The sequence below is a fragment of the Kineobactrum sediminis genome (genome assembly GCF_002868715.1).
Lineage (GTDB): Bacteria > Pseudomonadota > Gammaproteobacteria > Pseudomonadales > Halieaceae > Kineobactrum > Kineobactrum sediminis.
In genome coordinates, this window is record NZ_PKLZ01000001.1 from 672650 (window position 1) to 686633 (window position 13984).

General features: G+C 61.5%; 11 protein-coding genes. 6 read left to right on the forward strand and 5 right to left on the reverse strand.

Annotation, left to right across the window (positions count from 1 at the left end):
* The first annotated feature begins 4 nt into the window (after positions 1 to 4).
* Positions 5 to 1720, forward strand: coding sequence for a potassium channel family protein (locus tag CWI75_RS03025; RefSeq protein WP_101519964.1), 1716 nt, complete (start codon positions 5 to 7; stop codon positions 1718 to 1720).
* Positions 1721 to 1724: 4 nt separating this feature from the next.
* On the opposite strand, the gene selD is transcribed toward CWI75_RS03025, so the two are convergent.
* Genes selD through rdgC form a run of 3 tightly spaced genes read right to left on the reverse strand, consistent with a single transcriptional unit; the run spans position 1725 to position 5944 of the window.
* Positions 1725 to 3929 carry a selenide, water dikinase SelD gene (gene selD / locus CWI75_RS03030; protein WP_101519965.1) on the reverse strand — a complete coding sequence of 735 codons (2205 nt, stop codon included), beginning with the start codon at positions 3927 to 3929 and terminating at the stop codon, positions 1725 to 1727.
* Complete coding sequence (mnmH, locus tag CWI75_RS03035) at positions 3923 to 5026, reverse strand: tRNA 2-selenouridine(34) synthase MnmH (protein WP_101519966.1); 1104 nt, start codon at positions 5024 to 5026, stop codon at positions 3923 to 3925. The genes selD and mnmH overlap by 7 nt, the downstream gene beginning before the upstream one ends.
* A gap of 12 nt (positions 5027 to 5038) precedes the next feature.
* Entirely contained in the window at positions 5039 to 5944 is a 906-nt protein-coding gene (gene rdgC / locus CWI75_RS03040) for a recombination-associated protein RdgC (protein WP_101519967.1), read from the reverse strand.
* 199 nt (positions 5945 to 6143) lie between these two features.
* On the opposite strand from rdgC, the gene CWI75_RS03045 reads away from it, so the two are divergent.
* Positions 6144 to 7634 (forward strand): FAD-dependent oxidoreductase, encoded by a 1491-nt coding sequence (locus tag CWI75_RS03045; protein WP_101519968.1) that lies wholly within the window; start codon positions 6144 to 6146, stop codon positions 7632 to 7634.
* Between the two features lie 93 nt (positions 7635 to 7727).
* Positions 7728 to 8168, forward strand: coding sequence for a VOC family protein (locus CWI75_RS03050; RefSeq protein ID WP_101519969.1), 441 nt, complete (start codon positions 7728 to 7730; stop codon positions 8166 to 8168).
* A gap of 24 nt (positions 8169 to 8192) precedes the next feature.
* Here the strand turns inward: CWI75_RS03050 and CWI75_RS03055 are convergent, their stop codons facing one another.
* Positions 8193 to 9101 carry a haloalkane dehalogenase gene (locus CWI75_RS03055; protein ID WP_101519970.1) on the reverse strand — a complete coding sequence of 303 codons (909 nt, stop codon included), beginning with the start codon at positions 9099 to 9101 and terminating at the stop codon, positions 8193 to 8195.
* A 67-nt stretch (positions 9102 to 9168) separates the two neighbouring features.
* Positions 9169 to 9870 carry a glutamine amidotransferase-related protein gene (locus CWI75_RS03060; protein ID WP_101519971.1) on the reverse strand — a complete coding sequence of 234 codons (702 nt, stop codon included), beginning with the start codon at positions 9868 to 9870 and terminating at the stop codon, positions 9169 to 9171.
* A 170-nt stretch (positions 9871 to 10040) separates the two neighbouring features.
* On the opposite strand from CWI75_RS03060, the gene CWI75_RS03065 reads away from it, so the two are divergent.
* From CWI75_RS03065 to CWI75_RS03075, 3 genes are all read left to right on the forward strand, one after another.
* Positions 10041 to 10568 carry a phosphatase PAP2 family protein gene (locus CWI75_RS03065; protein WP_206604618.1) on the forward strand — a complete coding sequence of 176 codons (528 nt, stop codon included), beginning with the start codon at positions 10041 to 10043 and terminating at the stop codon, positions 10566 to 10568.
* A 17-nt stretch (positions 10569 to 10585) separates the two neighbouring features.
* A complete protein-coding gene (locus tag CWI75_RS03070) occupies positions 10586 to 11647 on the forward strand; it encodes an MJ1255/VC2487 family glycosyltransferase (protein ID WP_101519972.1) in 1062 nt (353 codons plus the stop codon).
* Positions 11648 to 11810: 163 nt separating this feature from the next.
* Positions 11811 to 13922, forward strand: a complete 2112-nt coding sequence (locus tag CWI75_RS03075) for a tetratricopeptide repeat protein (protein ID WP_146003535.1) — start codon at positions 11811 to 11813, stop codon at positions 13920 to 13922.
* Positions 13923 to 13984 lie beyond the last annotated feature (62 nt).

Consider the following 13984-nt stretch of genomic DNA (forward strand, 5'->3'; position numbering starts at 1 on the left):
CCAGGTGGCGACCCGCAGCCCCCTGAACGACTCTTTCATTTTTCTGTTCCTCCGGCGCATGCGGGTGCCCCTGGTGGTATTGATTTCAGCCTATGCCATCGCCACCGTGGGCTTCACCCTGATGCCCGGCACCGATGACCAGGGTAACCCCTGGCACATGAGCCTGTTTGAAGCCTTCTATGTGGTGAGCTATACCGGCAGCACCATTGGCTTTGGTGAAGTACCCTACGATTTTTCGGCCGCGCAACGGCTGTGGACCATTGTCAGCATCTACCTCACGGTTATCGCCTGGCTGTTTTCTATAGGCTCCATCATTTCACTGCTGCAGGATCCGGCTTATACCCGGGCGCTGCGCAGGGCCCGGCTGTCGCGCAGGGTTCGGGGCATGAACCAGCCCTTTTACCTGGTCTGTGGCTATGGCGACACCGGGCGCATGCTCACCAGGGCGCTGACCTCGCGCGGCCACCAGGTAGTGGTTATCGATACCCACCAGGAAAAAATAGAGATGCTGGAGATCGAAAATCTCCATGCACCGGTCATTCCTTTCTTCATGAATGCCAACTGGCCCGACAACCTGGAGCAGGCGGGCCTGCGCAACCGCTGGTGCTCCGGTGTTATTGCAGTTACCGGCAACGGCCAGGTCAACCTGAAAATTGCCATCAGTGCGACCCTGCTCAATCGCAAGGTGGCGGTCTACGCTCGTGCCAATACCCATAGTGAGGCCGACAATATGCGCTCCTTCGCCACTGATCATGTGGTTAATCCAGTGGAGGAATATGTGCGCAGGCTGGAACTGGCGATCGACAAACCGGATCTGTTCCGTCTCTATCACTGGCTGAACTCCGGACCCGACGCCCACCTGATGAAACAGCTGCCCATGCCCCGGGGCAACTGGATAGTCTGCGGCTTCAACCGGGTTGGGCGCGCTGCGTGGCAACTACTCCGCGAGCGCGGCATGGAGGTGTCGGTTATCGATCCCGACCCGAACGGAGAAGGTCGCCCGGAAGGTACTATCAGGGGCTGCGGCACCCAGGCCGATGAGCTGACGGCGGCGGGGGTATACAGCGCGGTGGGTATTGTTGCCGCGAGCGATGACGATGCGGACAATCTGTCCATCCTGATTACTGCCCGGGCGCTGAACCCTGACTTGTTCCATGTGGTACTGGAAAACGGTCTATCCAGCCACTCCCTGTTTCGCGCCGCCGAACCGGAAATTATCGGGCAGCCCAGCGTGGTCATTGCCGGCACCATTTTGAGTCGCATCAGTTCTCGCCTGGTGGAGCCGTTCATCCTCAATCTGCTCGCCCGGGATAACGCCTTCGCGCGCGATGTACTGGCGTGCTTTCTGCGCCACCAGGACCACCGGCCACCGGAATTTTCCTCTGGAAGAATCAGTGCAAAGCGCGCACCTGCCCTGACAAGGGCCATAGAATCGGGCCGCACCGTTACTGTGGGTGCGCTACTCACCAACCCCCGGCAACGGGGGCTACGGCTGCCGCTGGAAGTTGCCCTGATCCGCCGGAAACAGGAGGACATCCTGTTTCCGGCGGATGACACTGTACTGGCGCTGGGTGATCGCCTGTTGCTGGCGGGACGCGATGGCGCAGCGAAAGCCGTGCGCTCGGTACTGGAAAGTGATGCGTTGCTGGAATATGTGCTCACCGGCAAGGACCGGCAGCAGGGGCCGCTCTGGCAGTGGCTGGAACGTCGCCTCGGTTGAACGATCAGTCGAGCTGGATACGTTCGCCGGTGTCTGGTCTACGGTTTACCTTGCCGATGACCGCAGCGTCACCATATCCCGCCGCCTGCAAGGCCGCACGTAACGGGCCGGCCAGCGCGGGTGTCACCCCCAGCAACAGGCCGCCACTGGTCTGCGGGTCCAGCAAAAGGTCCCGGCGCGGATCCGGTGTAGCGGTATGCTCGCCAAGGCGGGCGTTGTCTGCATGCATGGTGCTGTAAATCCCAGCCTGGAGATTGGCCAGGGCACCGGGTAAGGCGGGCAGCGCCGCCCGTTCCAGGGCCGCACCCTGCTCCGGCCCCAGCATCTCCAGCAAATGCCCGACCAACCCGAAGCCGGTAACATCCGTGGCGCCTTCAACGCCATGCGCCAGCGCCAGGCCAGCCGCCTCGAAATTACTCTGCAACATCATCTCAATTGCCGCGCTGATGTCACGCCCGTCAGCGCGGTTCTGCATCAGCCCGGCGAACAGCGTGCCGGTACCGAGCGGCTTGGTCAGCAGCAGCAAATCATCATCGCGCAGACCGCGCTTGTGCAACAGCCTGCCGCTGGCATCCAGTGGCGCTCCCTGAACGGCAAAGCCGATTGCCAGCTCCGGCCCCTGCAAACTGTGGCCACCCACTAACTGGCAGTTTACCCGGGCAAACTCGGCCAGGGCCCCGCCCAGCAACTGGACCAGTTCACGTTGCTGCAGGGCCGGGCTGGCAAAGGGCAGTGTTACCGCCGCCAGTGCGGCCAGGGGTCGGGCGCCGCTGGCATACAGGTCGGACAACGCGTGATTGGCGGCAATGCGTCCCATCAGCCAGGGGTCACCCACCAGGGCGCGCAGGATATCGATGCTCTGCAGCTGGATACCACCCGGCGGTACCGGCATTATGGCGGCATCATCCGCAGCCTCCGGATCGGGGCAAAGCTGCGGATAGCGGCTACGCAACTGCCGCAGCGCAAAGCGCAGGCTGTCGCCGCCCACCTTGGCTCCGCAACCACCGCAGGGGGCCTGGCTCGCTGCAGATTCGGTATCGGGAAGGACATCGGTGACGCCGGCCGGCATCACCGGTGGCAGGTGTGCAAACTGATCCATGAATTTGCGATCAATACGGTCTTTCCAGCGCCACACCCAGTCCCCGGTAACACTGAACGGGCCTCTGTCTGCAATGGCACGGCGCCGCCCCAGGGAGAGCAGCGACAGGAACTCACGCTGGGGCCGGTGCGTTCGCAGCGGTCTCCCGAGCAGAATGTTACGCAGATTATGCGCCAGCACCGGGGCCTGGCGGACGGCGTAAACACCGGCTTTGGGCCGCGGGTGTGCAAGCTGGGTGGCAATATCGCCGACGGCAAAAACGGAGTCGTCACTGGTTGCCTGCAGGGTGTCATGAACGGCAACGAAACCCTGCTTATCAGTCGCCAGCCCGCTGTCCGCGATCCAGGTTGCTGCTGCCGCGCCGGTGCACCAGAATAACGTGTCAAAGGGCGCACTGGCGCCGTCATCAAATTCCAGAGTGGTGGCTTCGACACGCTGTACGCGGCTGTAGCAGTGCAGGACAATCCCGGCCTCGTCCAGCGCGCGTCTGGCGGCGCGCCGGCTACAGCGATTATAGCCCGGCAGAATATCGGGACCGGCGCAGAACAGGGCCAAAGCAACCGGTGCGTCACGTAGCCGGTGAGCCATGGCCAGCGCCAGCTCAACACCACCGGCACCGCCGCCAACCACAGCCAGTTGCAGTGGTTGGCCCGGGGGCTGTTCCTTCAATGCCAGCTCCAGGTTTTGCCAACGCTGCCAGAGCGCCGCCACGGGCTTGACCGGAGTCGCATGTTCGCGAGCCCCCGGCACACTGTCGAGTTCCGGTTGGGAACCGATATCAAGGCTCAGCACGTCGTAACCCAGCGGGGCGCGACCGGGCAGCGTGAGCTCCCGCCTTGCAAGGTCCAGGCCGGTGATTTCGGCACGGATGAAACGGACACCGGCCCACTGGCACAGACGCACGAGATCAATATGGCTGTCAGTAAACGTGTAATGCCCCGCCACCAGGCCGGGCAACATGCCGGAATAGGGGGTATGGCTGGCTGGCGAAACCAGGGTTACGCGCAAGCCGGAAACGGGCTTCATGGCCAGCATACGCAAGGCCAGTGCATGGGCGTGGCCACCACCCACCAGGACCAGGTCGCGACAGAGCTGAGGCTGCTTCAGCAAGGTGAGCGGGCCTCGATGTGGGATAGTACGCTGCCACGATCACCCTGGAACAGAATCCTGCCGGCGCGCTGGGACAGCTGATAGCTGTACATGGGGTCGTAGTAAGTCTCCAACAGGGTGCGAATCCAGAGTCGATGGGCCTCGATATCGCCCGTTGCCCGCTGCTGCCGGAACGCATCTTCCATCAACGCACGAATAGCCTGGTGGCGGGCACCGCCAAGACGCTTGCGTATGCGGTCAAGACCGTCCAGTAGACTCCGGCTGTGACATTCGGCCCCGGTTGCGACACCATCGCGAGCGATATAGCGCTGGCCAAGATCCACGATATAGTCTTGCAGCACCACCTCTATTCGTTGCTCAACACTTTCCTCCACCACCAGCATGGGCGCCGCCTGCATCTTCTCCCGGAGGTTTTCAGGTAGCGCAAGGCGCCCGATAAGGCGCCCCTCATCCTCCAGATAAACCGGCCCGTCACCCTGATTCAGCAAACGCAGCAAAGCAACACTGAGCGCATTCTCGAAGTCAGTCTGGCTGGGTTGGCCCTCTGGCAGGTGGCCAAAGCTGGAGCCTCGGTGCCGGGCCAGGCCCTCGAGGTCAACGGCCCGCTGCAGCGCGGCAATAACGCGAGTTTTGCCGGTACCCGTGCGACCGCTTACCAGCACCAGCTGTGCCCGCGCCAGCGACCGTGCCAGTTCGTCAATCAGGAACCGCCGCAGGGCTTTGTAGCCACCTTCCACCCGCGGATAGTGCACACCCGCTTCCGCCAGCCACTGCTGCACGGTTTGCGAGCGCAGCCCGCCGCGCCAGCAATACAGGTAACCCTCGGGATTACGCCGGGCAAAATCAGACCAGGCCGCCAGCCGTCGTTCGCGCTCGAGACCCGCTACCAGCCGGTGGCCAAGCTCAATTGCCGCTGCCTGTCCCCGCTGTTTATAGCAGGTACCCACCTGGGCGCGCTCGTCATCGCTCATCAATGGCAGGTTACAGGACGTCGGAAACGCGCCGTGTGCAAACTCAGCGGGTGCGCGCAGGTCCAGGAACGGCGTATTATCCAGGAACAGCTGGCGGTAATTGCAGGTATCCGGTCGCGCCTTCATGGCCAGTGAACGCTACTCCGCCTCGCCGCCAAACAGCGCCATAACCCGTTGCTGGAGACCGGTTATGGCCTCGGACATGAGCACGAAATCAGCGTCCAGTCGCGCCGCCTGTTCCGCTTCGGGAATGTCCTCATTTTCTTTCATCAGTTCCTCCGAGAATTTGAGGCGCCGCAGGCAGAGGTCTTCCGCCAATACCAGTGACACCCGCTCCTGCCATGAAAGCGCCAGCCGGGCTACCTGCTTGCCGGCGTTGAGGTGGGTCTCCAGCTCTTCACTTAACAGGTCCACGCCGCGGCAGCGCACCACGCCACCTTCGTCGCCCGGCTCGCGCAATTCGCATTCCTCGCCGAGCGCAAAATCGGTGGGCAGGCTTTGATGTGCCAGCCACCCGGTCATGGTGGCGGTGGGGGCCTCGTTAACCTGGGGCAGCACCACCGGGAAACTGCCGATGCACTCACGCAGCAGGTTGAGAAACTCTTCTGCCCGGGTCGCACTGGAGGCGTCGACAAACACCCAGTTGGCGCGGGTATCAATATAAGCGTGCTGGTAGGATGAGCGGGTAAAAGCCCGAGGCAGAAAATCCAGCACAATTTCATCCTGCAGGGTCAGGCGTTCCTTGCGGTATACCTTGCGCCCCTCGCGCTCTTCAATTTCGGCTATTTTCTCCTGCAGCTGCTCGCGCACGACCGTGGAGGGCAACAGCCGCTCTTCGCGGCGCAAACGCAGCAGATAGCGGCCATTAACCGGGTGCACCAGCTCACTGGTGGTGCCACCCAATGCCGGCACCCAACCCAGGGAGAGAGGCTGGGTGGCAGTACAGTGACTGAACTCACGGGGGGCCAATTGCTGCCCGAGGAGCTCGGGCGACAGGTCAAAAGGGCTGGTCAGGCGATAAGCCCGGACGTTCTTGAACCACATGTTGTACTCCGGTAGTGGCCAAAGGCCACGATAATATCTGAAAATGCTCGTTCGCCCGGAACGAGGTGTTCTAAATGGGTGGGGGATTGTAACCCAACAATAATAATCCTGCCGTGTACAACATATTGGGCCGTTGCTATTGAGCGCATTTGGCCGAATCGGTTTAATCCACCGCTACGCTTAATCAAGGTGACCAGAAATGACAGAGAAGGCTAAAACCAGTCCCGTCCATCCGCGCAAGGTACGCGACGTAAAGCAGTGGGATCTGGAGACGGACGTCGCGATAGTAGGCTTCGGCGGCGCCGGGGGCTGTGCCGCCATTGAAGCCGCGGATAATGGCGCCGAGGTCATCATTTTCGAGCTGGCCAGTGCCAGCGGCGGCTCCACGGCCCTGTCCAGCGCCGAGATCTACATGGGCGGCAGTGGTGGCACGCGGGTGCAACAGGCCTGCGGGTTCGAGGATGATACCGAGGACATGTACAACTACATGATGGCCTCCGCCGGTCCCCAGGCCGACGCAGCCAAAATCCGCAATTATTGCGAACAGAGCGCCGCACACTTCCAGTGGCTGGTGGACTTGGGAGTACCGTTCAAGGACAGTTTCCATGCCCAGCGCGCCATTATGGCTCTGACCGATGACTGTCTTCTATACACTGGCAGCGAGAAAGCCTGGCCCTTTGTCGAGCAGGCCAAACCCTGCCCGCGGGGCCACAACCTGGAGGTGGAGGGTGATAACGGCGGTCCCCTGTTCATGAAGATCATTACCGATAACGTGGCCAGCCGCGCGAACATTGCCGTGCACTATGAAACCCGCGCGCTGACCCTGATCATTGATGAGGATGACCGCGTAGTGGGCCTGGTGATCCGGCAAAACCAGCAGGAACTCAACATACGCGCGCGCGGCGGGGTACTACTCTGCGCGGGCGGCTTTGTCATGAACGAGGAGATGCTGCATAAATATGCGCCCATGCTCACCCAGGGCACGCAACCGATCGGCAATCCCGGCGATACCGGTAGCGGCATCCTCATGGGAATGGCTGCGGGTGGGGCCGCCATCAATATGCATGAGGGCTTCGTCAGCCTGCCGTTTTATCCACCCGCGAGCCTCACCTACGGCATCGCCATCACGGACCGGGGCCAGCGCTTCGTCAATGAGGACGTCTACCACGGTCGTCTTGGCGCATTTGCCCTGCGCCAACTCTCCCAACGGCTGTACCTGGTAGTCAGTGTGGAGGATTACGGGGATTATGAAACCATGAGCTACCTGGGTGCCCCGGTCGCCGCAACAGGCGATTCGGTCGCTGAGCTGGAGGCGGAGCTGGGTTTGCGCGCGGACTCACTGGCCCACACTGTCGCCCTCTATAACGAGGACTGCGCTGCCGGCAAAGACACCCTGTTCCACAAATCGGCAGAGTGGTTGAAGCCACTGGAGCCGCCGCTGGTAGCGCTGGATATCACTCCCGGTCGCGGCGTATTCGTACCGTATTTTACCCTCGGCGGGCTCGACACCCTGCCCACGGGCGAAGTCGTGAACGCCCAGCGCGAGGTCGTCCCCGGTTTATACGCAGCGGGCCGCACCGCCTGCGGCATTGTGCGCAGGGCCGAGGGCTACAGTAGTGGCATGTCGGTGGGCGATGCCACTTTCTCCGGCCGTCTCGCGGGCAGGCAAATTGCAACGGCGGGCGCATAGGCTATGTCCAGGCAGTCGCCCGCTGCGGGCTTGCTACCATCGGCAAGGGCTCCTAACATGAACAGTAACCTTTACTGTACTGGATAACCTGCGATGAGATACCTGCACACGATGGTGCGTGCCAGCAACCTGGACGATACCCTGGATTTCTACTGCAACAAACTCGGCCTGGTGGAGGTGCGTCGCCACGATAGCGAAGGCGGCCGCTTTACACTGGTTTTTCTGGCTGCTCCAGGCGATGTTGAAAACGCCGAACAAAATAGCAGCCCGATGGTGGAGATTACCTGGAACTGGGATCCCGAGGAATACAGCGGTGGCCGTAACTTTGGCCATCTCGCGTATCGCGTTGAGGATATCTATGCCACCTGTCAGCGGCTGATGGATGGCGGGGTGACCATCAACCGGCCTCCGCACGATGGTCACATGGCTTTCGTCCGCTCCCCCGACGGCATCTCTATCGAGTTGCTGCAGGAAGGCGAGCCGCTGCCGAAGCAGGAGCCCTGGGCATCAATGGAGAAGGTTGGCAGCTGGTAGCAAGTGCCACGCCGGGTCCCGCACTCAGCTGTTGTCGAAAGCGGCCAGTGCCGCCCGGGCTATGGGCTCGCCCCACTCCTGGATAAAGTGGCCGCCATCGGTGATGACCATGGGTTCGGGACAATTCCGGATCAGTTTGCGCAGGGCTTCCATCACCGGTGGCCCCAATACCGGGTCGGCGGCGCCGCTAGCCATGAAACTGGGGCCGTTCCAGTGCTCACTCCAGAATTGCGCCGCCTGCCGGGATAGCGCAACACCGTCCATTTCCGGCGATACCGGTACCAGTGCGGGAAACTTGCGCGCACCCGCCTGGTAGCTGGCATCGGGGAAGGGCGCATCGTAAGCGGCAATCTCCTGGTCCGTGAGATGCGGGGTGCCACTGGCGATTATCTTGCCGGCCCGGAATTCCGGCGTATTTGCCGCAAAGTTTTTCCAGGCTTCGAAACCCTTCCCCGGGCTCAGGCCAAGCCCCAGCGCGGTATTCATCACCAGCAGGCGCGACAGCCGACCACGGAAGTCCTCGTCAACGGGGAGCGTGAGCCCCAGCAATCCACCCCAATCCTGAACGACGAGGGTGATATTGCGCAGATCAAGCCGTTCCACCAGCGCCAGCAAATGGTCGCGATGAAAATCAAAGGTGTAATCATCAGGACTGGCCGGTTTATCCGAGCGACCAAAACCGAACAGATCGGGTGCAACCACCCGGGCGCCGCTGGCCAGGAACACCGGCAGCATCCGGCGATACAGGAATGACCAGCTGGGCTCGCCATGCAGACACAGGAAAACCTGCGCGGCATCAGCCGGCCCGGCATCCACCCACGCCGCGCGAAGGCCTTCATAACCAGGCAAATCATCCGCATAGTGAACCGGATAATCAAAATCCGGAATATCAGCGAATCGTTCTTCCGGGGTGCGCAGGGCCTTGATGGTCATTATTGTGTCCTCTGGCTGAAGGTTAAGCCTTCAATGTGACAAAAAAATCATCGGAGCTCAAGCCACATCATGCCTGCAGGAAAGCCAGGATCCAGCGCCCGATGCGCTCCGCTTCCGGTTCATCCTGCAATGAGGCAATGCCGCCAAGGTAAGCCTCTTCACCGATCTGGTCGCGCCTGAAAGTCATGATCTCGCGCGAGTAGCCAGAGACAAATTCCGGATGCCCCTGGAATGTCAGTATGTGCTCACCAATCTGGCAGACCGCGTTTTCACAGAAATCGTTTCCCGCCAGCACCTCCGTACCCGGTGCCGTTTCGATTACCTGGTCCTGATGGCTCACGAGTATTGAAAAATCCGCCGCGGCCTGGTCATGCCAGTCCGGCATGCGCGTAAAACGCTGGACCTGCAAACCGACACCCCAGCCCCTGGTTGATTTTTCGGTCTTGCCACCCAGTGCCTGGGCAACCAGCTGATGGCCAAAACAGATTCCCACCAGCTTTTTCCGGCGTCGGTCCAGCTCCCGGACAAATGTCATCAGGGTCTCGATCCAGGGTTTGTCGTCGTAGACGCTGCTCTTGCTACCGGTAATCAGGTAAGCGTCAACCTCATCAATCTCAGCGGGATACCGGCCCTGCTCGACATCGTAAACGACAAACTCAAGGCTGGGGTCCAGGCGCCCCAGCAGGGCGATGAACATGTCGGGATATTCACCAAAATCCGGCACCCACTCCGGGCGCACAGCATCCGTTTTCAGAATTCCCAGCTTCACTCGTGGCTCCCTTTCAGTTGGCGGCGCAACGGCGGCCGGTAAACATGAGGCTGCCATAATAGGAATACACCCGGGAACTGTCCATACCACCTTGGGGCAGGCCTGCGGGTGTCATCAAACTGCCACAGTATGTTCATCATCTTGCCATACGGGAACGGCAAGCTGACTCTATGAAAATGCTTGCCGTTATCAACCGGCTAGACCTTCAGCTGCTCGGCCGGATCTTTTCCCAGGGCGAGCGGCGTATGGTGAGGCCGCTGGCGAAGGCCGTGTCCCGCTCGGGAGATGGCTATCTTCATCTGCTGCTACCTTTACTGCTGTTGCTATACGGGTCTCCCCATGCAGGGCCATTTATTCAATTGCTGATACCGGCCCTGCTGATGGAACGTGCGCTGTACTGGAGCCTGAAAAACAGCCTCAAGCGGCAGCGTCCCCAGGAAGCAGTGCCGGGATTCCGCAGCCTGGTCACTGCCGCCGACCGTTTCAGCTTCCCCTCAGGGCATAGTTCGGGTGCCTTTTTGCTGGCCACTTCCCTGGCAGTCATCTATGGCGGCCCCATGGCTGTCATCTTTGTATGGGCCGGCGCTGTCGCTTTGTCACGGGTATTGCTGGGGGTACATTTCCCCGGAGACACCCTCGCGGGCGCGGTGATGGGCAGCAGCATCGTGCTGTTGACCGCACATTTGCTCGGCAGCTGAACGGAGCTCCCTTCGGCATGAAAATACTTTACGGCGTGCAGGGTACCGGCAATGGCCATATCAGCAGGGCCAGGGCCATGACGGAGGCCCTGGCCGCCCACGATGTTGAGGTCACCTGGCTTTTTTCCGGGCGCGAGCGACACGAGCTGTTTGACATGGCGCCCTTTGGCGACTTTCTGCACCGTCGTGGACTGACTTTTATCAGCCGGGCCGGGCGCATCGACTATGGCCGCACACTGATTCATAACAACCTGTGGCGATTCCTGAGGGATGTTCGGACGCTGCCGCTGGCGGGCTTTGATGCCGTTGTCACCGACTTTGAGCCGATCACGGCCTGGGCGGGAAGGCGGGCTGGTCTCCCGGTGATTGGTATTGGCCACCAGTATGCCCTTGGCGACACCGCACCTACCGTTGCCGGCCACTGGCTGGCGCGCCAGGTTATGAACCGTTTTGCGCCGGTAACAAGGCCATTGGGACTACACTGGTACCCGTATGCAGACAACGTCCTGCCACCGATACTGCACCTGCCAGACCGGCAAGCCGGCCGCAGTGAAGATATTGTGGTGTATCTCCCGTTTGAGGAACAGCCGCGGATAACAGGGCTGCTGCAACAGTTTCCGCAGTACCGGTTTCGACAATACGCCAGTGGCCTTGCCGCGATGCAGGTCGCCAACGTCCTGTTGTGCCCCACCAGCACCAATAACTTCAAACGGGACCTTGCTCAGTGTGCCGGGGTGATTTGCAATAGTGGTTTTGAACTGATCAGTGAATGCCTGCAGTGGCGCAAGCCGGTGCTTACGCGCCCCCTTCAGGGCCAGATAGAACAGTTATCGAATGCCCGGGCGCTGGATCAACTCGGCTACGCAACGGTGACGAACACTCTGTGTCCGGTCACACTGGGTCAATGGCTGGAACACAGGCCCGCTCCTCCCATGGTTGAGTTTCCCGACGTTGCGGCGTGCCTGGCGCGCTGGCTTGCCGACGGAGCCGGGCATGAGATGTGCGAAATGCAGCGGTGGTTGTGGCTCGAGGGAGCGGGTACCGGTATTGGGCAATTCCCGCGGGATAAGGTAGCCTGAGCGGCTTTAATGCCCAGAGTGACCAAACGTGTTCAGGTGTGTCCTGCTCTTTTTAGTATTGGCGTCAGCCGCTCAAGCCGGCACCTTCACCGGTGTTGCAAGCTGTGCCGGCTGCCATGCTCCACAACATGAGCTGTGGCAAGACTCCCATCATGACCTGGCCATGCAGGAACCTGATGCCGGCACCGTGCTCGGGGATTTCAACGGCGCTTCTTTCACTCGCCGGGGTGTCACCACCACGTTTCGCCGCGACGGCGAGCGCTTTATTGTGCGCACGGCGGGAGAGAACGGCACCCTGCAGGACTTTACAGTGCGCTATGTGTTCGGCGTTTATCCACTGCAGCAATATCTGCTGCCCTTGTCCCGGGGCCGGTTACAGGCCTTTGATATCGCCTGGGACTCGCGACCCGCGGGCGAGGGCGGCCAGCGCTGGTTTCACCTGAACCCGGAAGAGGTGACCGATCACACCGACCCATTGCACTGGACCGGCCCCTACATGAACTGGAACCTGAGCTGCGCCGAGTGCCACAGCACTGACCTGCAGAAGCGGTATGACCCGGTTACCCGCAGTTACGATACCCTTTTCGCCGAAATCGACGTGGCCTGTGAGAGCTGCCATGGCCCGGGAGAACAACACATCAGGCTCGCTGCGAAAGGACAGCTCGGTGCCGGCCGGGACACCGGCCTGGAGACGACCCTGGGCCAGCGCGGTGAATGGGTATTCACCGCTAACGAGTCCATTGCCCGGCGCCGGCAGGAGCCCACCGGCAATGCCCAGATCGACAACTGCGGTCGCTGCCATGCCCGGCGCGGTACTCTCGATGACTATCACTACGGTAAACCCCTGCTGGACAGCCACCGCCTGGCACTGCCCGAACCGCCTCTCTATTACCCCGACGGCCAGATTCGTGACGAAGTTTACGTATACGGCTCTTTTGTCCAGAGCAAAATGCACCAGGCGGGGGTTGTCTGTAGCAACTGCCACGAACCCCATAGCCTGCAGTTACGCGCGGAAGGCAACGGTGTCTGCGCCCAATGCCACAAGGCGGATGTCTACGATCAGCGGGAACACCACCATCACACGCCGGACTCCGCTGGCGCCGAGTGCGCCAACTGCCACATGCCCGAGACCACCTATATGACGGTGGACCCGCGGCGGGACCACGGTATGCGAATTCCGCGGCCCGACCTGAGCATCACCACAGGCGTACCCAACGCCTGCAACCAGTGCCACGATGGCCAGGATGCGGATTGGGCGCTGGCGGCGGTACGCGGCTGGGGCATCGAGTTCGGGGATACCGCCAGTCATCCCGCCCGGGCTTTACAACAACTGGCGGCAGGCAACCGGCGGGCCATGCCGCGGCTGGAGCAACTGGCCAATGACAACAGCGTCGCACCCATTATGCGCGCTACCGTACTGGAAGCCCTGGGACGTGCCGGCGCGCCGAGCCTGCCGGGCTACGCAACCGCGCAGCTGGAGTCTCCGGAGCCGCTGCTGCGAGTGAGTGCGGTACGCAGCCTCGCTGGTCTGCCTCTCGGGCAGCGCTATCAGTTGCTGAAAGGTCTGGTAGCGGACGAGATCACCAGCGTGCGCATGGCCGTAGCGGAGGCCCTGGCGGGCGTGCCACCGGACCAGGTCTCTCCCGCACAGGGGGAACAATTACGCAATTTGTTCGGCGAATATACCCGTATCCAGCGCCAGCATGCGGATATGCCTGGCGTGCAGCTGCAACTGGGGATTTTCCTGGCCAACCGGGGCGACCTGCCCGCCGCGGAAAAAGCCTACCGCGAGGCCCTGCACCTGAATCCGCAGCTATTGCCCGCGCGGCTTAATCTGGCCGACCTGTTACGAGCACTACAGCGCGAGGATGAGGCGAGGGCGGAAATCATGGCAGCGCTGGAGGTTGCACCGAACAGCGGCGCGGCACTTCACGCCCTGGGCCTGCTGGAAACCCGTATCGGCAATCGCGAACAGGCACTGGTGCACCTGCAGCGCGCGGCGGAGCTTGAACAGGAGGGGGTGCGCCATCGCTACGTTTACGCCATTGCCCTGCACGATAGCGGGCAACCGGAGCAGGCACTTGCCCGACTTGAGGCACTACAGCGCAGCATCCCGGGTAACGAGGAAGTACTGCTGGCACTGGTTAACTACAGCGCCGAGCTGGGGAACAGGGAAAAGGCGGTTCGCTACGCCCGCGAGTTGGCCGCGACGGCACCGCAAAATACTCGCTATCGGCAGCTGTACCAGCGTCTCGCCAATACGGTTGAGCGATAGCGACTCCGGCGCTTACCGGCATTTACCAGCGCGCACTAGCCGTGTCCTGGCCAGTGTAAGCA

What these genes read in the sequence shown, in the direction of transcription:
- mnmH (WP_101519966.1), bottom strand. Translation starts at nt 5,026, where the DNA reads ATGAAGGCGCGACCGGATACCTGCAATTACCGCCAGCTGTTCCTGGAT.
- rdgC (WP_101519967.1), bottom strand. Translation starts at nt 5,944, where the DNA reads ATGTGGTTCAAGAACGTCCGGGCTTATCGCCTGACCAGCCCTTTTGAC.
- CWI75_RS03045 (WP_101519968.1), top strand. Translation starts at nt 6,144, where the DNA reads ATGACAGAGAAGGCTAAAACCAGTCCCGTCCATCCGCGCAAGGTACGC.
- CWI75_RS03050 (WP_101519969.1), top strand. Translation starts at nt 7,728, where the DNA reads ATGAGATACCTGCACACGATGGTGCGTGCCAGCAACCTGGACGATACC.
- CWI75_RS03055 (WP_101519970.1), bottom strand. Translation starts at nt 9,101, where the DNA reads ATGACCATCAAGGCCCTGCGCACCCCGGAAGAACGATTCGCTGATATT.
- CWI75_RS03065 (WP_206604618.1), top strand. Translation starts at nt 10,041, where the DNA reads ATGAAAATGCTTGCCGTTATCAACCGGCTAGACCTTCAGCTGCTCGGC.
- CWI75_RS03070 (WP_101519972.1), top strand. Translation starts at nt 10,586, where the DNA reads ATGAAAATACTTTACGGCGTGCAGGGTACCGGCAATGGCCATATCAGC.
- CWI75_RS03075 (WP_146003535.1), top strand. Translation starts at nt 11,811, where the DNA reads ATGCAGGAACCTGATGCCGGCACCGTGCTCGGGGATTTCAACGGCGCT.